Source organism: Salegentibacter sp. 24, assembly GCF_004362395.1.
GTDB lineage: Bacteria > Bacteroidota > Bacteroidia > Flavobacteriales > Flavobacteriaceae > Salegentibacter.
On the sequence record NZ_SNWE01000021.1, the window covers coordinates 13,333 to 35,298 of the forward strand.

Consider the following 21,966-nt stretch of genomic DNA (forward strand, 5'->3'; position numbering starts at 1 on the left):
TTATACGTTCTTTTTTAAATCTTGAATATTATGGGTAGGTATATAATTTTATCGCTGGTTTTTCTTTTTGGAATAAACCTTCATGCGCAGAAAGACACTGAGGAGAAGCAGGTCGAAAAGGCTAATTTTAGAGTTCAGATCTTCCAAAAGGTAGACAGTAGTGAAATTATTCTTACTCATCCAGATCCAGAATTTAAAGACAAATTACCAATTTCGGCTGTGATTAGGGATTCTGCCGCTGTCTCGTTGCAGGATATGCCTCGTGCAGCCGAAATTGATTCAGTTTGGAGAGCACAGCTTACCGATTCTGATCTTTTTGAGACGATGTATAAAAGTATCAGGGAGCAAGATTACAAGGAGGAAGTTTATAAAGAACTTCCTACAGATACATTAAAAGCGCGACTGGCTAAATTAAACGCCAGAACTCCATTTAATGTAGAATACCACCCGATACTTGAAAAGGTAATCAATTCCTACCTAAATAGAAATAAGAAGGCAATGGAGCGCCTTATGGCAATAAGTGAATATTATTTTCCGATGTTTGAACAGCAGTTGGATCGTTATGATATTCCTTTAGAAATAAAATATCTTGCTATTGTAGAATCGGCTTTAAATCCTCGTGCCAAATCCTGGGTGGGTGCTACCGGGCTCTGGCAGTTTATGTATAGAACTGGAAAAGCACACGGACTTGATGTAAGCAGTTATGTCGACGAGCGTATGGATCCACAAATGTCTACCGAGGCTGCCGCGAAATATTTGGCCACCCTATATCGGACTTTTGAAGACTGGGATTTGGTGTTAGCTTCCTATAACTCGGGCCCCGGTAATGTTTCTAAGGCAATTCGCCGGAGCGGCGGCTCTCACAATTACTGGGAATTAAGAAGATTTTTACCCAGGGAAACTGCAGGTTATGTTCCTGCATTCCTGGCGACACTTTATCTTTTTGAGTATGCCGAGGAACACAACTTTCAGCCACAACGGCCCGAAATCGCATTTTTCGAAACCGATACTATTAAAGTTAAACAGTTGATTACTTTCGAACAAATTTCTGAAGTAACCGGTGTAGAAAAGGAAATGCTTCAATTTTTAAATCCCAGTTATAAACTAGATGTAATTCCTTTTATAGAAGATGAGAATTATATGATTAGGCTTCCTACCACCGTTAGTGGGGCTTTTGTAAGTAATGAGGATGCTATATATAATTTTGCTGAGAAGGATATTCAAAAGGAAGAAAAGGCCTTCCCCGAATTTGTGAAAGCTGAAGAGAAATTACGATATAGGGTAAGAAGTGGTGATTATTTGGGAAGGATAGCCCAGCGTTATGGCGTTGGAGTTAGCAGCATTAAACGTTGGAATAATCTTAGGAGTAATAATTTGCGCATAGGCCAGTATCTAACTATTTATCCTAGAAAACCCGGTGTAGTTGCACAAAATAAAAAAGATACAAGTGAAGAAATTAGTAGTACAAAAACCTATACGGTAAAGAAGGGAGATTCGCTTTGGAGTATTTCCCGAAAGTTTCCCGGAATTACGGTACAAAATTTGAGGTCTTGGAATGATATGGGCAGTAACAGCCTTAAACCCGGTATGGAACTTAAACTTTTCAAGGGTTAATTATTGCAAACCAAACTAAAAACAATGAAAAAAACTTTAATTCTAATCTTCAGTGTATTTTTTCTGATCTCCTGTAATGAAAATGGCGATAAAAAAGCGGAACGTATCCTTTCTGATTCTTCAGGAAATATTAATCAAATTACCGTTGTTATGGAGAACAACCTATGGGAAGGCGCTGTGGGGGAAGCCGTAAGAAATAATTTTGCTGAAGCGGTAAAAGGACTTCCGCAGGAAGAACCTATGTTTTCTTTAAGTCAGATTCCACCTGAAACATTTAGCGGATTTGTACGTAGAAATCGTTCTTTTATCTCGGTTCAAGAAGGTAAAGAGGCTGATGCGCGCATCATCAAAGATCTTTATGCAAGACCCCAAACTGGTGTGATAATTTCTGGTGAAGATCCAGAGGATTTAATTAGGGTAATAAATGAGAGTTCTGAAAAATTAATTTCTGCTTTTAAAGAAACCGAAATGAAGGAGAAACAACGCCGAATGAGAAAATCGCTGAAGAGTGATGAAAAGTTAGAGGAGAAATTTGGCTTGTCTCTTGATTTTCCTACGGCTTATAGATACGCACTAGAAAAGGAAGATTTCATGTGGATAAGGAAAGAAATTCCAAAAGGGAATATGGAAATTCTTATTTATGAGGTACCAATTAGTCAGATTGAATCTGATACCAATACTATAGGGAACATAATTAAGATGCGTGATTCAATAGGAAAAGCTCATATACCTGGACCAACAGAAGGTAGTTATATGATTACTGAGGAAGCCTATGCACCATATCTGTTTGAAACCGAAATTGATGGTTTTCCGGCTTATGAGACGCGCGGGACCTGGGAAGTGAAAAATGCTTTCATGGCGGGACCTTTTGTAAACTACGCCATCAAAGATGAAGCAAATGAACGTTTTTTAGTTTTAGAAGGCTTTGTTTTTTCGCCATCCAAAAGTAAACGAGACAATATTTTTGAGTTAGATGCAATACTGCAAACGGCAGAAATTCAATAAGACTTAATTCAAATAAAAAAGCCCAAACTTTTAAGTTCGGGCTCTTTTATTATAGGTAGCTATCTTTTCTATTTCTTTTCCTCAGAGAAATTCTTATCATCAGAAGGAACTGTCTTTTCGCCATTCTCATCCTTAGAGGCATCTTTAAATTCTTTAATTCCACTACCTAAACCTCTCATCAATTCCGGAATTTTGCGACCTCCAAATAATAGCAATATTACCACAACAATTAATATAATTTGTGGAGCACCAATGGCTAATGGTAAAATAAATGCGTTCATAATGTATGTTTTAATATTACAAACTTAACAAGAATAAAGTAATTACAACGTTAATATAGCTTAAATTTAAGTTATACTTAAGGGATTTTTTGATTCCTGATAAGCCTTATTTATTTAAAAGTTTTGCTTGTTTTTCCGACGACCCAAGTAAGAACTAAGTTTGAGAACTTAAATATCAAGCTAAAATTTTAATTTATCTTTGTAACCGAATTATGGCTGAAAATAAAAAAGACAAAAAAAAATTCACCAAAAAGCTACTTCATAAATACCGTATGGTAGTTTTAAATGAAGATACCTTTGAGGAAAAACTTTCTTTTAAATTAACCCGGCTTAATGTATTTGTTACCCTCACCTTAAGCGTAATAATTCTTATCGCAGCCACAACATATATAATCGCTTTTACGCCGCTTAAGGAATATATTCCTGGCTATTCTTCAGCCCAATTGAAGCAAAAGGCTTCCCAACTGGCTTATAAAACTGATTCGTTACAACAGGTTTTAAAGCTTAATAATCAGTATTTGGGGGCTATTAAAAATGTATTGACTGGCAAGGCCGATACTGCTATGCTACATAGGGATTCTTTAATTGAGGATCCAGTAATGGGGCAAGAAATTGAACCCATAGAGCCTTCCCGGGCCGATTCCCTGTTGCGGGAAGAAGTTGCTCAGGAGGATAAATACAATGTATTGCCATCGGCTACGGATAATATAGATTTTTCTTTATTCCCACCGGTAAAAGGATCTATATCAGCAGGTTATGATGCCAAGGAAAAGCATTATGCTGTAGATATTGTGGTTCCTAAAAATACTCCGGTTAAATCGGTTGCAGATGGCCGCGTGATTTTCTCAGAATGGACTACGGAAACCGGTTATGTCATTATTGTTAAGCATAATTATGGTTTATTATCAGTTTACAAACATAATGCTTCCCTTGCCAAAGAACAGGGGGAAAATGTTAGAAGGGGAGAGGTTATTGCCACGGCTGGTTCTACCGGAGAGTATAGTACCGGCCCACATGTTCATTTTGAACTTTGGAACGAGGCCGTCCCGGTAGACCCTACAGATTATATTGATTTTGACTAATAAATCACGACCTTTACAGCCTTAAAGGTTATGCTGAAGTCAATAGTTAGCCTTATAATTTCAAATAAGATTATGTCTTTAAAGTCGTTTGGAGCAAAAATTTTTGCTAAGAATATTCGTAGAAAAATAGATACTTGGGCTTCTAAACCTGAAGCTACACAAAAAAAGGTCTTCCAGGAGCTTATAGAAAAGGCCAAAGACACAAAATTTGGAAGGGACCATGGTTTTAAGAATATTAGATCTCATACCCAATTTGTTGAAAGGGTACCTGTGCGTGATTATGAAGAACTTCGTTTTTATGTAGATAAAATGGTCGCCGGGGAGACCGATGTTTTATGGCCGGGAAAACCTTTGTATTATGCAAAAACTTCCGGAACCACCAGTGGCGCCAAATATATTCCACTTACTAAGGATTCTATGCCATCTCATATAAATGCGGCAAGAAACGCTATTCTATGTTATATCGCCGAAACTGGTAATGCCAGATTTGTTGACGGGAAAATGATCTTTCTACAGGGTAGTCCTGAAATGGAAGAAATGAACGGTGTAAAAATGGGTCGTTTATCCGGTATCGTAGCACATTATGTACCTTCTTACCTTCAAAAAAATAGAATGCCTAGCTGGGAGACAAATTGCATTGAAGACTGGGAAACCAAAGTTGATGCAATCGTTCAAGAAACCCGAAATGAGAATATGAGCGTAATTAGCGGTATTCCTTCCTGGGTTCAAATGTATTTTGAGAGGCTTCAACAGAAATCCGGAATGAAAATCGGTGAGCTTTTTCCAAACTTCGATTTGTTTATTTATGGCGGCGTAAATTATGAGCCGTACCGTAAAAAGTTTGAAAACCTAATCGGCAGAAAAGTTGATAGTATTGAACTTTATCCAGCTTCAGAAGGTTTTTTCGCTTTTCAGGATAAACAAACTGAAAAAGGAATGTTACTCCAACTGGATTCAGGAATGTTTTACGAGTTTATAAAGGCCGATGAATTTGGTGAGGAGAACTCAAAGCGTCTTACGATCGGCCAGGTAGAAACTGGTGTGAATTATGTGATGCTTGTTTCTTCTAATGCAGGACTTTGGGCTTATAATATTGGGGATACGATTCAATTTACCAGTACAAAACCTTACCGTGTTATAGTTTCAGGTAGAATTAAACATTTTATTTCTGCTTTCGGAGAGCACGTGATTGCCAAGGAAGTGGAAGAGGCGATTCAGCAAGCAACTTCAGCTACTAATGCGCGTATAAGTGAGTTTACCGTGGCTCCGCAAATAACTACTGTAAATGCAGAATTACCATATCACGAATGGTTTATAGAGTTTGAAAAGGAGCCTGATGATTTAAAGAAATTCGGAGCATTACTCGATAAAAGTCTTCGGGAGCAAAATTCTTATTATTTTGACCTTATTGAAGGCAAAATTCTCCAACCCTTAAAAATTTCGAAAGTTCCGGTAAATGGTTTTCAGGAATATATGAAATCAATAGGTAAATTAGGTGGACAAAACAAGCTACCGCGTCTTTCTAACGACCGGAAAATAGCCGAAGTTCTGGAAAAAATTATAAAAGCATAGCAAAAAATGATAAATCTAAAATTACTCGGTCGTACCCGTGCTCAAGAAAGTACCCACGCTATAGAACGCATGTATATAACGATGCGTCATCTTTTTAACCGTGGATTTTATAAACCTATGGGGGTTTCGGGAGAAACGCTTCGAGAAGCATTATTAATTCTTCGCCCCGAAATCTACGGTTCAATTGCCGATGATAAGGCAGAATTAAGTGGGTTACTCTACGTGGTAGATCGATTACCAAAAGGAATTGAAGAATGTCGGTTTATTAATCTTACCAGCGATGAAGGTTATGGAAATTCACATTTTAAGCCCATTGTTCCGCCCAAACGTCGTCGTAATTGCTACAGGATTGACAATGAACAAATGAATATCGAAATCACGCGTGGCCGTTCTGAGATCTATGATATTCTTACCCATCTTACATTTTTATTTGTAGAATCACATAAAATAATGCGTCGGGTTATAATAGATGAAGAAGGTAGTGTGACCCGTGACTGGCAGAAACTGGAAAAAGCTGTGTTGCAGGAGGAACCTCTAGACCAGGCGCAAAGGGAAATCGCTTTAACCCATACAGCCAATATTTTAGGCCGGACGTTTTATGAGGTTCAGGATATCTATCCAAAATTTTCTTTACCTGGGAATCCAGAACGCTTTTTAAATATAATTTACTGGTTAGGAAAACTTGCCATTGCAGAAACAGTTGAGAATAATAAAAGGATTATCACTTTTAGTCCGGTTCTACGTGAACGTTTGGGTCACCATATTCACGGTGAGATCTGGGCCGATAATATTAAGCAACATCTCATTAAAGAAAATTTAATGCACCGCCCGCTGCATATTATTAGTGCGAACATGCATAGTGTAATGAATACCCTTTATACTCCTTTAGCCTTAAAGGCCGATCTTAAAAAGAAGAAACCGCTGGAGATTTACGAAACCCTTAGTAATAGTGTTAACGGAGATTTACGAAGTAAAGTAATGAAGTCGGCTTTGGATAACGGGATGACGTTTTTGGAAGACAAAAGTGGTACCAATATAGATGTCCAAATTTTTGATACTGCTAAATTAAACGGTAAATATGGCACATGGGATATTAAAACCGAAGAAAAAGCACCCGTAATTATCGTGATGGATTATGCATTTGGAGAACAGGCTTACGAAACCATGGATGAGCTGCTAAAGCCATACAATTTTGAAGGTAATGAGATTAAGATGAACGTGGAATCGATTTCCATTATGGGAAAAGCGGGTATTCTGGAAGGAGGGAAAGGCGATATTATGATCCCCTCTGCTCATTTGTTTGAAGGGACTGCAGATAACTATCCATTTAAAAATGAACTTAGCCGTGCCGATCTGGAAGGTAGTGGAATTGATATTGTAGACGGTGCCATGATCACTGTGTTGGGAACCTCACTTCAAAACCGCGATATTCTTAAATTTTTTCACGATTCTACCTGGAATGTTAGCGGACTTGAAATGGAAGGTGCGCATTATCAGAAAGCCATCCAGGCCGCTTCCAAATTAAGGGGTAGTATTAATAGCGAGGTAAAAGTGAGGTATGCTTATTACGCCTCTGATAATCCGCTAGAAACCGGTAGTACACTGGCCTCTGGCGGTTTGGGAACTACTGGTGTAAAGCCTACTTATTTAATTACCGAAAAAATTCTTGAACAAATTTTTAAATCTTAGTTTATGCACATTGAAGAATCTCCTCTACAAGACTGTTTTATTATTAAACCCGATATTTTTAGGGATAAACGCGGTCTTTTCCTGGAGAGCTATCACAAGAAGAAATTTATTGAATTGACAGGAATCGAAAAAGAATTTGTCCAGGATAATCAGTCAATTTCAAAACGTGGGGTTATACGCGGGTTGCATTATCAAATAGGAGAATTGGCACAAACAAAACTGGTGCGTGCAATTTATGGAAAAGTGCTGGATGTGGTTGTAGACCTGCGACCTGAATCCCCCTCTTTTAAGCAAAGTTTTAAGATAATTTTGGACGATGAGAATCTATATCAACTTTATATTCCTAAGGGTTTTGGCCACGGTTTTGTAACCCTTTCAGAAACTTCTGTTTTCGCCTATAAGTGTGACCAGTATTATTACCCAGGTTCTGAAGCTGGAATTCTTTACAACGATCCTGATTTGGCGATCGACTGGGAGTTTCCGGAGGAAGAAATGATAATTTCTGATAAAGATTTAAAACAACCTCGACTAAAAGAAGTTTTTGGATGAAGAATATTCTAGTTACCGGTGCTAAAGGACAGTTGGGAACTTGTTTTAAAATGGGTTCCGGGAATTATCCTGATTTCAATTTTGACTTTAAGTCTTCATCGGAAGCCGATATTACCAATAAGCCTCAGTTGAAAGAACTTTTTTCCGAAATAAAATACGATTGGGTAATTAACTGCGCAGCATACACAAATGTAGATAAAGCCGAATCTGATAGAGAAAAAGCTTTTGAAATAAATACAAAAGGCGCTAAAAATATTGCCGAGGTATGTAATGAAAACAAAGCAAAATTAGTGCATTTTTCCACCGATTATGTGTTTGATGGAAAAGCTGAGGAGCCTTATAAAGAAAGTGACCCTACAAATCCTATTAATGTCTATGGTTTATCAAAATTTAAAGGAGAGCAAGCTATCACTGAAGTTTTAAAAGGGCATTATATCTTCAGAACCTCCTGGTTGTATTCAGAATTCGGACATAATTTTTACAAAACTATACTTAGAAAAATAAGTGAAAAAGCGGATTTAAACATTATTACTTCACAAGTTGGAACACCAACTAATGCTAATGATCTCACAGATTTAGTTTTGAAAATAATCGCATCGGGAAAGAAAGATTTCGGACTATATCATTTTAGCAATCTTGGAGCAGCTACTTGGTACGATTTTGCTAAAGCAATACTGGAATTTTCAAGGAATTTACATACAACTCAATTACACAAAAGCAATGATTTTAGAAGCATTGCCAATCGGCCAGCATACAGCGTGCTGGACAAAACTAAAGTTCAACAAATATTCTCAACACCAATATTGCATTGGAAAGAGAGCCTAAAAGGATTGATAAATACTTAATTCTGTAAGAATTTTATTAATTTCAGATCAAACTTACCCAATGGCAAAAAGAATACTTATTACCGGTGCAGCTGGATTTCTGGGCTCCCATTTATGTGATCGATTTATTAAAGATGGTTACGATGTTATTGCCATGGACAACCTGATTACCGGCGATGTAAAAAATATTCAGCATCTGTTTAAACTTGATAATTTTGAATTTTTTCATCATGATATCACTAAATTTATTCATGTCCCCGGTCAATTAGATTATATTTTACATTTTGCTTCTCCTGCCAGCCCGATAGATTATTTAAAGATTCCTATTCAAACCTTAAAAGTTGGTTCAGTAGGGACTTTACATTGTTTAGGTTTGGCTAAAGAAAAGAATGCCAGAATTTTAATTGCTTCCACTTCTGAAGTTTATGGGGATCCCCAGGTACATCCACAAAGTGAAGAGTATTACGGAAATGTGAACACTATTGGTCCGCGTGGGGTGTATGATGAAGCCAAGCGTTTTCAGGAGTCTATTACGATGGCATATCATCGTTTTCATGGTTTGGAAACCAGAATTGCACGTATTTTTAATACCTATGGTCCCAGAATGCGTTTAAATGATGGACGAGTGATCCCCGCATTTATTGGTCAGGCGCTCCGTGGAGAGGATCTTACCATTTTTGGAGATGGTTTGCAAACACGTTCCTTCTGTTTTGTAGACGATCAAATTGAAGGAATTCACCGTTTGTTGTTGAGCGATTATTCCGATCCTGTGAATATTGGTAATCCAGATGAAATTACCATCAAAGATTTTGCACAAGAAATCCTGATGCTCACAGGAACCAACCAAAAGATTGTTTACCAAAGACTTCCGGAAGACGATCCGCTAAAAAGACAGCCTGATATTAGCCGGGCAAAAAAAGTTTTGGGATGGGAACCCAAAATTTCACGAAGTCAGGGCATGAAAATCACCTACGATTATTTTAAAAACCTGAGTCCTGAAGAACTGGAGAAAAGCGAGCACAAAGATTTTTCAAATCATATTAGGCGTTAAACTGAGTTTATGGAAAAACCATTGGTTTCAGTAATAATGCCTGCTTATAATGCGGAAAAATTTATTGAGGTTGCTGTAAATTCTATTATTGCACAAACATATTCCAACTGGGAATTGTTTATAATTGATGATTCTTCTTCGGATTCCACCCTTTACAAAGCGAAAAATCTGGCAAAACTAGATTCACGAATTAAAATAATTCAGAATATAAGTAATTTAGGCGCGGGGATAAGCCGGAATAAGGCCATTAAAGAAGCGCAGGGCGATTTTATTGCATTTTTGGATGCAGATGACCAATGGAAGCCAAAAAAGCTGGAAATTCATCTTGAAGTAATGCTAGGGCAAGGTTATGCAGTTTCTTTTTCCAGTTATTTGCAAATAGATGAAAACGGCAATTCTCGTAAAGAAATCATAGAAGCTTTACCCATTTTATCCTACCATAAATTGTTGAAATCAAATTATCTGGGCAACTTAACTGGTATTTATAATGCTAAGAAACTGGGGAAAATTTATGCTCCGGAACTCAGAAAGCGCCAAGATTGGGGCCTTTGGCTGAAAGCTTTAAAAAAGGGAGGGCCGGCCATAGGAATTCAGAGATGTTTGGCGAAATACCGGGTCAGAAAAGGATCGATTTCAGGAAATAAGTTTGAAATGATAAAATACAATTTCCAAGTCTATCATAAGGTTCTAGACTTTAGTGTATTCAAAAGTACTTGTTTTATGCTTATTTTTCTAAAAGAACAATTTTTCGTGAAGTCAAAACAGGTAAAAAGAATTTGAAAAATTCTTCAAAGTATTACCCAAGCCTTTCACAGTAGTTTGGGAAATTTTCCATCTTATTTGCACACTTCAGTGATTAAAGATTATTTAGAATTATTAAAGAATTGGAATAATTCCTATATATCTGAAGTAAACTGCTTTAATTTTCCGCTTTTACTTCGTATAAGCCGGTCTTTTCTTTGAAACACAACTGTTAAGTTTTTACCCACATAGGTTTCAATGGCGCGCAATATTTTCTGTTGCTGGTTTTCGGAAAATTTCTTTTGGCTCACATATTCAATTTTAAAAGAATCGGGAGCGGTTTGATTTATAATAAACTCTTTAATACTTCCGGTGTCTTCAATAATGCTTTTCGTTACATAATAAAATGTAAGGCCGGGGACTACTTTTCCACCGGGAAGTATAGCCACATCATTAGCACGTCCAATTAATTTTTTCAAAACTGGCTTTTTGGCAGTACTTTGTTCTGAAAGAATTCCGGTATCGCCAATATCGTAGCGAATCATTGGATGAGCCTTGTTATAAAGTGAAGTAATTACGATTCGGCCTTCAGTACCGTTTGGGACGCAATTACAATTTTCGTCAAGAATTTCTACCAAGAGATCCTCGGCATTAACGATCCATTCATTTTTTAAGTTTTCGAAAGCGATAAGTCCGACTTCACTGGCGCCATATTCGTTCACTACAGTAACACCGAAAACCGCTTCCATCAAGCTTTTGTCCTCTTCAAACAATCTTTCAGAAGTAACAATACAGAGTTGCAAGCTGGGACAGACCTCTTTCAAAATTAAATTCCTATAGTCCAGAAATTTCGCAAAAAGTAAAACCGCGCTGGTATATCCATTAATATAACTGAAATTAGAATTTTGAAAACGTTTCAGAAAATTCTCCATTTTCTGTTCGCTAAGGTCAAAAATGGGAAACCTGCGACGTAGACTAATTCGGTCTTTTATTCTTTCCTGCATGTTTCCGTAGAAATCCAGGGGGATACCATAGAACCTGGCTTGCAAAGATTTGTTAAGATCAATACCGTGCCAGTGGTAGCGATCCTGAAACCCAGCCCAACTCATCGCATGAGCAAATTTATCTTTGGCAAAAACAAATGGTGTACCACTACTGCCAGAAGTCTTTCCTATATAAGCGTTGGATTTTGAAAAACCTTTGCTTAGACGATTCTGAAGTTTTTGTTGTAAATCGGTTTTGCTCATCAGAGGCACCTCACTCCAATTGGTGAATTCCTTTTTTCCAAAGTAGTTTTTATAAAATTGATTATTATGTATGTGAAATTCAACAATGTTCTTCCGCTTTTCGAAGATGTAATCCTTATAATTTTCTTCAGGGATTTCCTGTATTACCTTTAATGTTTTTTGCGCCCTGGTTATGGGAAATTTGTTAAGTTGCAACGAGAGTTTAAACCAGTCCAAGGGCAAAAAAGCTTTTTTATCAGAAATAATTGGTGCTTCAATTTACAAACAATTATTTTTGGTGCATAACTAAAATAACTTCAGGATGAAAATTTTAATTCTTGGTGCCGGTGGACGCGAACATACTTTTGCCTATAAACTTGGCCAGAGCCCAAAATGTTCTCAACTTTTTGTTGCGCCAGGTAACGCTGGAACTGCACAAATTGCAGAAAATATCGATCTTAAAGTCACTGATTTTAAATCTATTAAAGATTTTGTACTGAAAGAAGAAATTGAAATGCTGGTAGTAGGTCCTGAAGATCCACTGGTAGATGGGATTACTGATTATTTTAATGAAGATGAGGCTTTAAAGCAAGTAAAAGTGATTGGTCCTTCAAAACGCGGAGCACTTTTAGAAGGAAGTAAAGAAAGGGCCAAAGAGTTTATGGCTATGCACAAAATTCCTACCGCGGCTTACGAGAGTTTTACCGAGAAAAGCCTGGAGGCTGGAAAAAAATTCCTGGAAACCCTAAAACCGCCATATGTTTTAAAGGCCGATGGACTAGCTGCCGGCAAGGGTGTTTTAATTTTAAACGATCTTGAAGAGGCAAAACACGAACTTCAAAATATGCTAGCCGAAAAGAAATTTGGTGCGGCCAGCGCTAAAGTCGTAATCGAAGAATTTTTAAACGGTATTGAACTTAGTGTTTTTGTATTAACTGATGGGAAGAATTATAAAATTTTACCCACGGCAAAGGATTACAAGCGAATTGGTGAGGGCGATACCGGTTTGAATACTGGCGGAATGGGTGCGATTTCACCAGTCCCATTCACCGACGAAATATTGATGCGAAAGATTGAAGAACGTATTGTGAAACCTACGGTTAATGGTCTACAGGAGGAGAATATAGATTATAAGGGATTTATTTTTATAGGTCTTATTATGGTAAATAACGAACCCTATGTGATAGAATATAATGTACGAATGGGTGATCCAGAAACTGAAGTTGTGCTACCAAGAATTAAATCAGATCTGGTTGAAGTCTTCGAAAAAGTTGCACACGGAAAATTAGACGAAATAACTTTAGAAATCGATGAGCGTGCGGCGACAACTGTAATGCTTGTATCGGGAGGTTATCCTGAAGCGTATGAGAAATATAAGGAAATTACCGGATTTGATAAGGTCGAAGACGCCATTATATTTCATGCAGGAACAATAAAAGAAGGAGATAAAATTGTGACCAATGGAGGCCGCGTAATTGCGGTAACTTCCTTAGGAACTGATTATAAAGAGGCACTAAAAAAATCTTATCAAAATGCCAAAAAAATACATTTTGATAAGATGTATTATAGAAAAGATCTCGGGTTCGATTTATCCTAAAAACGAATGCGCGGTAGGGTCGCGATCTTCATCGTTGAGTTCGTTGTATTGCTTGAGTTGCTTCATCCAGTAGGCAAAGGCAGCCATACCGACTAAAACAAAAATGAAGTTGAGGGCATTTGCCGCCCACCAAGAATCTAATTCTAATTCCCTTAGAAGATCTAATGGATAGAAAAGTATCTCTTCAAATAAATAGGCGATACCTTCAAATATATCTCTTAACATTTTTAATGAATTTAAGTTCAAATTATTTAAAGCTAGAGTAAAATACCTTTTCAGGTGTACATTAACTAACTTTGTTATTTCAGATTACAAAAATATAAAAAACCATAATGCTAACAAGCTTTTTTAGCAAATCAAAACCGGTTAACGGTGTTTTGATTACCGTTTACTTGATCGTTTTTTTTATAATCGCTAATTTTAGGGAATGGTTTATTGTTTTTAATCCATTATATTTCTTGGAGAAATTAGCGGTTTTACTATGTCTTGTTCTAAGTGTTTTCACTCTTAACTTTATCGCTAAGAAGAATGAACTTACCTACCGCAGTGCCTATAAAATATTACTATTCGTAGTTTTTTCAGCTTCATTTTTTAGCCTTTTAAAAAATCATCAGGTTATATTTGCCAACTTATGTGTGCTTTTTGCCTTTAGAAGAATCATTAGTTTAAAATCAAAAAAAGTGATGCAGAAGAAGGTTTTTGATGCTACTTTCTGGATTTGTATCGCATCCCTATTTTATTTTTGGTCTATTTTATTCCTGATTGTGGTTTATGCCGGAATTCTATATTATTTACCCAAAGGTAAAAACTGGTTAATCCCGCCAATTGCAGCTTTAACGGTAGCTGCCTTAACGCTTAGTTTTCATATTTTAGTTTACGATCAATTTTATTTTTTTTCACAATGGTTTGAGGGGAATAATTTTGACTATTCAAACTATCAAAACCTTAAAATACTCATTCCAGTGAGTATTATTTTAACCTTAACTCTCTGGACGCTCGTAAGGTTTCTTGCCGTAATTAATAAAGCCAGCGTTTCCCTGAAACCCTCCCTAAACTTAGTTTTACTCAGCTTGGTTACTGCAGTGTCTGTGGCTATTTTGGCCCCAACCAAAGATGGTAGTGAACTAATTTTCTTTTTTGTGCCCCTTAGTATTATTACCTCCATCTATTTTGATCAAAAGCAGGATAAAGTCTTTAGAGAAGTCTTGCTCATATTGCTTATCTTAATGCCTATATGTTTACCAATGATTTTCTAGAAAATGCCTTCCTTCCTTTTTGATTTATTCTACTTTCGTTGGCTCAAAAACGTTAACAAAAAGAAACTAAAAGCCGGATTTTTTTTTTGAAGGACTCAATTGAAAAATATGTTGCTATTTTTGATATGATCAATTAAAAAAATCAGTTTAAGCAGTTCAAAATGAATGTGGTTTGAAATGATCTCGCGGATATAATGAATTATATAGGTTCCAAACATAAGCTTGGCGATTTTATAAAGTCTACGGTAAAAGGTGTGGTTAGCGAAGATCTATCTCAGATGGTTTTTTGCGATCTTTTTGCAGGCACTGGCAGGGTAGGCAGGAATTTTAAAACTTCTGTAAAATCCGTTATCGCAAATGATGTAGAATATTACAGCTATGTTTTGCTTAAAAATTATATTGAAAATTATCAACAACTAGATATCGAATATTTTCTTTCAGAATTAAATAAGCTGAAAGGTGAACCAGGTTTTATTTCCGAACAATACAGTGAAAACGGTAAGGGTAACCGATTATATTTTTCTGAAGGAAACGGAAGGAAAATAGACGCGATTCGGCGAAAAATAGAGAGTTGGAGGTTGAGTGAGCAAATATTGGAAGACCAATATTTTTATCTTTTAGCTTCTTTACTTGAAAGCGCTGATAAAGTTGCTAATACTGCATCCGTGTATGGTGCGTTTCTCAAAAAGGTGAAACTTTCGGCAAGAAAAGAATTAAAACTCAAACCGGCAAAATTTGAATTTACTGAAAATTCACACAAGGTTTTTCAACAAGACGCTAACCTTTTAATAAAGGAGATCAAAGGCGATATTTTATATTTAGATCCCCCATACAATGCTCGACAGTATGGGGCTAATTACCATATTTTAAATACTATCGCAAAATATGATACCTTTGCACCACAGGGCAAAACCGGTCTTCGTGATTATTATCGTTCTAATTACTGCAAGCGAGGGGGAGTTGTAAATTCATTTAAGGATTTACTCGAGAATGCAAATTTCAGGTATATATTTTTCAGTTATAACAACGAGGGTTTATTGCCTAGTGAAGAAATAAAAAAAATAATGAGCTGTTTTGGAAAATACGATTTAGTCACAAAAAATTATCAGCGCTTCAAAGCGGATAAATCTAAAAATCGTAACCATACAGCCAATAAAACCATAGAATACCTTCATATTTTAGAAAAAATATAATTTATGTTTTCAGATAAAGCGAATAAAATCTTTCAGGAAGTAATACAAAAATACCACGAAAAGGACACGGTTGATCAGCCGTTTTTAAACCCTTATAATAGCGAAAATGAATTGATTGAACATCTGTTGTATCGAAAATGTTGGATAGATACGGTACAATGGCATTATGAAGATATAATTCGTGATAAACACATAAATCCTGTAGATGCGTTAGCACTAAAACGCCAAATAGATGCTTCAAACCAGGACCGCACAGATACCGTGGAATATATTGATAGTTATTTTTTGGACAAATTTAAAAATATTGAGCCTGATGCCAACGCAACAATTAATTCTGAGAGCCCGGCCTGGGCTGTCGATCGGCTTTCAATCCTGGCCTTAAAGATCTATCATATGCATCAAGAGGCCAACCGCAAAGATGCTTCAAAGGAACATCAGATGAAGTGTAATGCGAAACTTGATGTTTTGCTAGAACAACGTGTAGATCTTTCTCTTGCAATAAATCAATTGTTAGAAGATATCGCTGCTGGGATAAAATACATGAAGGTCTACAGACAAATGAAAATGTATAACGATGATGAACTGAACCCGGTTTTACGTAAAAATAACCCTTAAAATATGAATCAAACCAGTCAAAATACGAGCGATCTTTCTGTATCTGAAAAGAATGAGAAATCTCATATTTTGATTATTCGATTTTCAGCAATGGGCGATGTTGCCATGACGGTTCCAGTAGTAAGGGTTTTAACAGCTACCTACCCCGATTTAAAAGTAACCGTTTTAACCCGTGGTTTTTTTGAACCCTTGTTCAATGGAATTCCAAGGGTTTCGGTTTACAAGGCCGATGTTAATGGAGTACATAGCGGTGTAATAGGACTTTGCCGGTTAGCAAAAGATTTAAGGGATCTTGGCATTGATAAAGTAGCAGATCTCCACGATGTTTTGCGTACCAATATATTGAATTCGGTGTTCTATATGTTTGGAATAACGGTGAAGCAAATTGATAAAGGCAGAAGCGAAAAGAAGGCGCTTACTCGAAAAAACAATAAAATTTATAAGCAGTTAAAAACTACTGTACAGCGCTATGCTGATGTTTTGGATGCTTTAGGTTATCCTTTAGCGATTGACACACATAGATTCCCTCCTAAAGCTAAACTTTCAGATAAAACAAGGATTCTGGTAGGTGCTGAGCCTAAAAAATGGCTGGGAATAGCCCCTTTTGCGCAGCATAATTCTAAAGTTTATCCAACAGATTTAATGGAAACTGTTTTACAGGAATTAAGCAACAACCCAAACATTAAAATCTTACTTTTCGGCGGTGGGAAAGAGGAAAAACAACAACTGGAAATCTGGGCGGCGAAATTTAAAAATACTATTAGTATCGCGGGAAAACTGAACTTCTCGGAAGAACTTGTTTTGATTTCAAATCTTGATGCCATGCTTTCTATGGATAGCGGAAATGGTCATATTGCGGCTTTGTATGGAGTTCCTGTTATTAGTATCTGGGGTGTTACACATCCTTATGCTGGATTTAGACCGTTTAACCAACCCGATGAAAACAGTTTAATTCCTGATCTTACCCGATTTCCCAATATACCAACTTCCGTTTACGGAAATAAATTTCCCGACGGCTATCAGAATGCCATTAGAAGTATTTCTCCAAAAATGGTTTTAAATAAGATTCAGGAGGTTTTATTTTAAAGCTCTAGAATCATTGATGTTGATAAAATAAGAAGTTTTAATAAACTTTATGCTGCAATTTGAATCTACTTTAAGATATGCTAATTGAAGCTAAATCAGTTACGGATTGTCTGTAACATTGGACCGTACATAAATCCTCATCTCAAATAGTTTGTGTTTTTATAAATACTTTTTATGCAAGTGGTACAGTACTTTTAAATCATAAGAATTAAAAGGCTGGTTTAAATTTTCCTGTATAAAATGTAGTTTAAAAGCAGCTTTAGCCGCTTGAAGATCCGAGGTGTTGTAACCTATTATTCTCAGTGCTTTTTCAACATTAAAACCTGCCGGTATTACTTCGGGGAATACTAATTTATCAATAAAGGGGATTCGAGTGTTGAGCCTAGAATTAAGATCAATAATTAAAGGGTTTGGTTTAAAGAATTCAGCTTCAAGCTTTAATTTCTCAATTTCAGATTCATCATACCATAATCCAAAACCTTCTTGGGCTAAATGTTCCCAGGGGAAATTAGCGTTAGGATCAACTTTTCGGGCGGGTGCAATATCAGAATGACCAATAAAATTTTCGGCAGGAATATTATATTTTTCTTTAATTTCCTTTAGCAGTTCAATTAAACTTAAAATCTGAACCTCGGTAAATTCTTCTTTACCATTGTTGTCAATTTCAATTCCAAGAGAAGAAGAATTTAAATCAGTATTATTCCCCCATTTTCCTACTCCACCGTGCCATGCACGATAATAATCGTTCAACATATGATATATTTCTCCGTTTTTGGAAATTACATAATGTGAACTGACCTGTGTTTTTGGCAAGGTAAACGTGTTTAAAGTTTGCCGAACTGAATCTTGGGCGGTATGATGAATTATAACATAGTTAGGCTTGCGAAGGTTAAAATTAGTAGTTCCCACCCAGTAATCACCATAGTCGAGTGCGGATTCTTTCTGGTTTTCCGGGGTGGGTAACTGCTGCAATTCTTTACTATAAGCTTTTGCCTGTTTTTTATACATTTTGTTGGTCTTCGCATATGGATTACTCCCACATGAGAAAATAAAAAATGTCATTGCTAAGTAGAAAAAAGGTATTATTTTTTTTGCTGAAATCATCAGGTTGATAATTTTAATCAAATTTCCATTTAACAAAAGCTTCCATAGCTTCATAGTTTGCCAAACCTAATGAATGGTAACTCTCCGCGGTTTCACGATTTCTTTCTTCGGCCCTAACCCAGAACTCACGTTCATCATCTCCTGGGAAGACGGGATGGTCCTTTTGGGATTGGTGCTGGAATATCGCTTGTCTTTTGCGTTGAACCTCTTGTGGGGAAAGAGGAACAGCCATCTCTATTTCATGAATATCAAATTCCTGCCAGGCGCCACGGTACATCCATAACCAGCAATCTTTAATCCAGGTTTCAGTTTTTCTGAGCCTTTTCATCGCTTCAAGAATAATTCTGAAACAAACGATATGCGTCCCGTGAGGATCGGCAAAATCTCCAGCAGCAAATACCTGGTGCGGTTTAATTTTTTTCAGTAATTCCATGGTAAGTTCTACATCTTTATCGGTCACCGGATTTTTTATTTTTTTTCCGGTTTCATAAAATGGAAGTGCCATAAAATGGATGTTATTATCTTTTAATCCAGCAAAACGCGCACCAGCGATGGCTTCTGATTTTCTAATAAACGCTTTTACATCTCTAATTTCATCAAGATCAATGTCATTTGGCTCTTTCTTATCAATAAAAGCACGCATTTTTTCATATGTAGCCTCTAGCTTTTGTGTGTCTTCACCTATGCTTTTTTTAAAATCTATGGCAAATTCTACATAACGTAAAACATCGGTGTCCCAAACCGCGGTATTTCCTGAAGTTTGATAAGCCACATGAACCTGGTGACCTTGATCAACAAGCCTAATGAAAGTTCCCCCCATGGAAATCACATCATCATCGGGATGTGGCGAGAAAATTAAAGATCGCTTTTTAGCCGGATTCTTGCGCTCTGGTCGTTGTGAATCGTCCGCATTTGGTTTCCCACCTGGCCAACCGGTAATACTGTGCTGCAACTGGTTAAAAACATCTATATTAATATCGTATGCTGGGCCTTGCTCGGTTGCGAGTTGAGCCATACCGTTGTTATTGTAATCCTCATCGGTAAGTTTTAGGATTGGTTTTGTTACCTGGGAAGAAAGCCAGATAACGGCCTTTTTAATAAGGTTTTTATTCCAACTACAATCTTTTACCAGCCAGGGCGTATCGAACCTTGTCAACTCTGAAGCAGCATCTTCATCCAAAATAAATTCAACACTATCTGAGAGCTGAAGGTAGGTGGCCGGCACGTTTCCAGACATGGCACCTTCAACCGCTTTCTTGATAATCGGAGCTTTTTTCTTACTCCAGGCCATCAAGATAATTTCACGTGCTTTAAAAATGGTGCCAATTCCCATTGTAATGGCTTTGGTAGGCACATTCTCCTTTCCTCCAAAATCTCGTGAGGCATCCCGGCGGGTCAAATCATCTAAGGTTACCAGGCGTGTACCTGAATTGGGAGCAGATCCAGGTTCGTTAAAGCCGATGTGCCCTGTTCTTCCAATTCCCAGCAGTTGCAGGTCTAATCCGCCAACCGCACCTATTTTGTTTTCGTACGACAGGCAGTAATCAGTTATATCTTCTTTGGCAAGTGTACCATCAGGAATATGAATATTGTCTCTTTTTATATCAATATGATTAAAAAGATTTTCATCCATAAATTTAACATAACTCTGCTTTGCATCAGGCTGCATGGGGTAATATTCATCCAGATTAAAAGTCACTACGTTTTTAAAACTCAAACCTTCTTTTTTATGCAGTCGAATTAACTCTTCATAAACACCTACAGGAGTGGCCCCGGTAGCAAGACCTAACACGGCGTTTTCGTGGTTTTCTTGCTTGCGTTTAATCAAGTCAGCGATTCGTTTTGCTACTTTTTTTGAGGCTATTTGTTCATTTTCATAAACTTTAACTGGCAGCTTTTCAAAGCGTGTTTCTTCTAAAAGGTTTAATCTGGCCATAATTTCTTTAGCTGATTTCTAAATTTTTATTTAACTGATATACGATTTAACCAGGCTTACCTGATCTTTAAATATATCGTCCATTACTGCAATGGTGCCTCCGTATAGGCTGGAATTGGACCCAAGGGTAGAAAGTTGGATTTTTGTACGTTCTTTAAGTTGCATCATACAATAAGTATTCATTGATTGCTGAATTGGCGTTGTAATAAATTGTTTTGCTTGAGCAATCTTGCCTTCCAGAATCACCAATTCTGGATTAAATATTTGAATAAGAATTGCGATTCCTTTCCCTAGATTAATGCCTATTTCAGATAAAACATTTATCGCAAACTGGTCGCCCTTGTTGGCAGCATCAATAATGGTTTCTGGTTCGAGTTTTTCTAGTTCTTCCTTTGTGAGGTTGTTTAAAACTGAAGTTTGCCCGTCTTCTAAACCTTCTTTGGCTTTCCTGACCAGGGCAAGGCCGGAAGCTTCTGTTTCTAGGCAACCGCGTTTTCCGCAGTGACAAAGTAATCCGTCTTCTGTCATTGGAATATGGCCGAATTCTCCCGCAAATCCAGATTCTCCCGAATGCATTCTGCCGCCCATAATAATTCCAAGACCAATACCCCAGTCCATAGAAATGACCAGCACATTGCTTTTATTTTTTGCTGATCCAAAACGGAATTCAGCCAAACATGCACTCTTTGCATCGTTTAAAATAGCGACGGGCTTCTTGAATTTTTTCTCAAATTTTATTTTAAGGGATTCAGGTTCCTGTTCGCTTAAATAATAAGTAAAGTTTTTCCCGGCTTCAGCCGAAACCAGTCCGGGCATACTAATGCCTACACCCATAACCTGGTCTAACTTAATATTGGATTCTTTCAGTATTTCCATGCTCCACTCAAATAAAATGTCCACAATATTAGAGCCTGAAGAAATTTCTGCAGGCCAGGCTCTTTCGTGAAGTATTGTATGATTGTTATCGATTATCGCCAACTTAATACTATAGCGTTCTATATGTATGCTTATTACGAAAAAAGAATTTTCTTCAAGCCCATAAAGATCAGGTTTGCGACCACCTTCAGATTTCCCCCGGCCTTTTTTTACTACTATACCTTCTTCAACAAGCTGATTTAGCAGAGACATAGAGGTTGGAAGACTTACATTAAATCGCTGGCAGACTTCCGCATTAGAGGTCTCGCCATTGAGAAAAAGGTGCTTGATGATCTTTAGTTTTTGTAGATATTTTTTTCGCTCTACATTATTGACCTTAGCTAGTTTTTTTTCATCTATAAAAAAGTCATGGAGATCTGAGGGCATGGTTTGAGATGTCATAGTTTATGATAAAAGCATTAAGATTGGTTTTAAGCTTTTGAAAAAAAGAATTTATTTTGAATTTAAAAGTATATAAAAAAATTATTTTTAAAAATACTTTCTCTATTTTTTTATAAAAGATTAATTATTTAATCGAAATTTATATTTTTATGTGTAAGTTATATATTTGAATTTTCAAAGGTAAAATCTGATCCTATGCTGATGTTAAGGAAAATTATTCTTCGTTAA

At 36.8% G+C, this 21,966-nt stretch carries 20 protein-coding genes; 14 read left to right on the forward strand and 6 right to left on the reverse strand.

From position 1 onward, the window contains the following. Positions 1 to 30: 30 nt before the first annotated feature. A complete protein-coding gene (locus tag DET49_RS14155; RefSeq protein WP_133548796.1) occupies positions 31 to 1,614 on the forward strand; it encodes a LysM peptidoglycan-binding domain-containing protein in 1,584 nt (527 codons plus the stop codon). Between the two features lie 24 nt (positions 1,615 to 1,638). Beyond that, on the forward strand, positions 1,639 to 2,619 hold the full coding sequence (locus tag DET49_RS14160; protein ID WP_133548798.1) for a DUF4837 family protein: 981 nt from the start codon (positions 1,639 to 1,641) through the stop codon (positions 2,617 to 2,619). A 68-nt stretch (positions 2,620 to 2,687) separates the two neighbouring features. On the opposite strand, the gene tatA is transcribed toward DET49_RS14160, so the two are convergent. After that, the gene (gene tatA / locus DET49_RS14165; protein WP_079735411.1) at positions 2,688 to 2,900 is read right to left on the reverse strand and encodes a twin-arginine translocase TatA/TatE family subunit; all 213 of its coding nucleotides are present in this window, start codon (positions 2,898 to 2,900) and stop codon (positions 2,688 to 2,690) included. Positions 2,901 to 3,112: 212 nt separating this feature from the next. Here tatA and DET49_RS14170 point away from each other — a divergent pair, with 212 nt between their 5' ends. The 7 genes from DET49_RS14170 to DET49_RS14200 all read left to right on the forward strand — a co-directional run bounded on the left by DET49_RS14170 (position 3,113) and on the right by DET49_RS14200 (position 10,447). Further along, positions 3,113 to 3,982, forward strand: coding sequence for a M23 family metallopeptidase (locus DET49_RS14170; RefSeq protein ID WP_133548800.1), 870 nt, complete (start codon positions 3,113 to 3,115; stop codon positions 3,980 to 3,982). A gap of 72 nt (positions 3,983 to 4,054) precedes the next feature. Continuing rightward, positions 4,055 to 5,554 carry a GH3 auxin-responsive promoter family protein gene (locus DET49_RS14175; RefSeq protein ID WP_133548802.1) on the forward strand — a complete coding sequence of 500 codons (1,500 nt, stop codon included), beginning with the start codon at positions 4,055 to 4,057 and terminating at the stop codon, positions 5,552 to 5,554. A 6-nt stretch (positions 5,555 to 5,560) separates the two neighbouring features. Next, a complete protein-coding gene (locus DET49_RS14180; protein ID WP_133548804.1) occupies positions 5,561 to 7,243 on the forward strand; it encodes a DUF6909 family protein in 1,683 nt (560 codons plus the stop codon). 3 nt (positions 7,244 to 7,246) lie between these two features. Then, positions 7,247 to 7,792 (forward strand): dTDP-4-dehydrorhamnose 3,5-epimerase, encoded by a 546-nt coding sequence (rfbC, locus tag DET49_RS14185; RefSeq protein WP_133548806.1) that lies wholly within the window; start codon positions 7,247 to 7,249, stop codon positions 7,790 to 7,792. Continuing rightward, positions 7,789 to 8,637, forward strand: coding sequence for a dTDP-4-dehydrorhamnose reductase (gene rfbD / locus DET49_RS14190; RefSeq protein ID WP_133548808.1), 849 nt, complete (start codon positions 7,789 to 7,791; stop codon positions 8,635 to 8,637). Before rfbC ends, rfbD begins: the two co-directional genes overlap by 4 nt. A 40-nt stretch (positions 8,638 to 8,677) precedes the next feature. Further along, positions 8,678 to 9,667 carry a UDP-glucuronic acid decarboxylase family protein gene (locus DET49_RS14195; RefSeq protein ID WP_133548810.1) on the forward strand — a complete coding sequence of 330 codons (990 nt, stop codon included), beginning with the start codon at positions 8,678 to 8,680 and terminating at the stop codon, positions 9,665 to 9,667. Between the two features lie 9 nt (positions 9,668 to 9,676). Continuing rightward, positions 9,677 to 10,447 carry a glycosyltransferase family 2 protein gene (locus DET49_RS14200; protein WP_133548812.1) on the forward strand — a complete coding sequence of 257 codons (771 nt, stop codon included), beginning with the start codon at positions 9,677 to 9,679 and terminating at the stop codon, positions 10,445 to 10,447. Between the two features lie 116 nt (positions 10,448 to 10,563). Here DET49_RS14200 and DET49_RS14205 read toward each other — a convergent pair whose 3' ends face one another. Beyond that, complete coding sequence (locus tag DET49_RS14205) at positions 10,564 to 11,871, reverse strand: phenylacetate--CoA ligase family protein (RefSeq protein WP_133548905.1); 1,308 nt, start codon at positions 11,869 to 11,871, stop codon at positions 10,564 to 10,566. Between the two features lie 85 nt (positions 11,872 to 11,956). Between DET49_RS14205 and purD the strand changes: the two genes are divergently transcribed. After that, a complete protein-coding gene (purD, locus tag DET49_RS14210) occupies positions 11,957 to 13,231 on the forward strand; it encodes a phosphoribosylamine--glycine ligase (RefSeq protein WP_133548814.1) in 1,275 nt (424 codons plus the stop codon). Here purD and DET49_RS14215 read toward each other — a convergent pair. After that, complete coding sequence (locus DET49_RS14215; RefSeq protein WP_133548816.1) at positions 13,223 to 13,456, reverse strand: DUF6341 family protein; 234 nt, start codon at positions 13,454 to 13,456, stop codon at positions 13,223 to 13,225. The genes purD and DET49_RS14215 overlap by 9 nt on opposite strands. 107 nt (positions 13,457 to 13,563) lie before the next feature. Between DET49_RS14215 and DET49_RS14220 the strand changes: the two genes are divergently transcribed. The 4 genes from DET49_RS14220 to DET49_RS14235 all read left to right on the forward strand — a co-directional run bounded on the left by DET49_RS14220 (position 13,564) and on the right by DET49_RS14235 (position 17,381). Next, positions 13,564 to 14,487: a DUF6427 family protein gene (locus tag DET49_RS14220; protein WP_133548818.1), complete on the forward strand. Its 924-nt coding sequence runs from the start codon at positions 13,564 to 13,566 to the stop codon at positions 14,485 to 14,487. Between the two features lie 194 nt (positions 14,488 to 14,681). Continuing rightward, the gene (locus DET49_RS14225; protein ID WP_133548820.1) at positions 14,682 to 15,680 is read left to right on the forward strand and encodes a DNA adenine methylase; all 999 of its coding nucleotides are present in this window, start codon (positions 14,682 to 14,684) and stop codon (positions 15,678 to 15,680) included. Between the two features lie 3 nt (positions 15,681 to 15,683). Next, positions 15,684 to 16,295, forward strand: a complete 612-nt coding sequence (locus tag DET49_RS14230) for a DUF4254 domain-containing protein (RefSeq protein ID WP_133548822.1) — start codon at positions 15,684 to 15,686, stop codon at positions 16,293 to 16,295. A 3-nt stretch (positions 16,296 to 16,298) separates the two neighbouring features. Then, complete coding sequence (locus tag DET49_RS14235) at positions 16,299 to 17,381, forward strand: glycosyltransferase family 9 protein (RefSeq protein ID WP_133548824.1); 1,083 nt, start codon at positions 16,299 to 16,301, stop codon at positions 17,379 to 17,381. Positions 17,382 to 17,540: 159 nt separating this feature from the next. Here the strand turns inward: DET49_RS14235 and DET49_RS14240 are convergent, their stop codons facing one another. The 3 genes from DET49_RS14240 to DET49_RS14250 form a co-directional block, all read right to left on the reverse strand. Further along, positions 17,541 to 18,389, reverse strand: a complete 849-nt coding sequence (locus DET49_RS14240; protein WP_243729683.1) for an N-acetylmuramoyl-L-alanine amidase — start codon at positions 18,387 to 18,389, stop codon at positions 17,541 to 17,543. 109 nt (positions 18,390 to 18,498) lie between these two features. Further along, complete coding sequence (gene nagB, locus DET49_RS14245; protein WP_133548826.1) at positions 18,499 to 20,421, reverse strand: glucosamine-6-phosphate deaminase; 1,923 nt, start codon at positions 20,419 to 20,421, stop codon at positions 18,499 to 18,501. A 30-nt stretch (positions 20,422 to 20,451) separates the two neighbouring features. Next, complete coding sequence (locus DET49_RS14250; protein WP_243729685.1) at positions 20,452 to 21,738, reverse strand: ROK family transcriptional regulator; 1,287 nt, start codon at positions 21,736 to 21,738, stop codon at positions 20,452 to 20,454. Positions 21,739 to 21,966 lie beyond the last annotated feature (228 nt).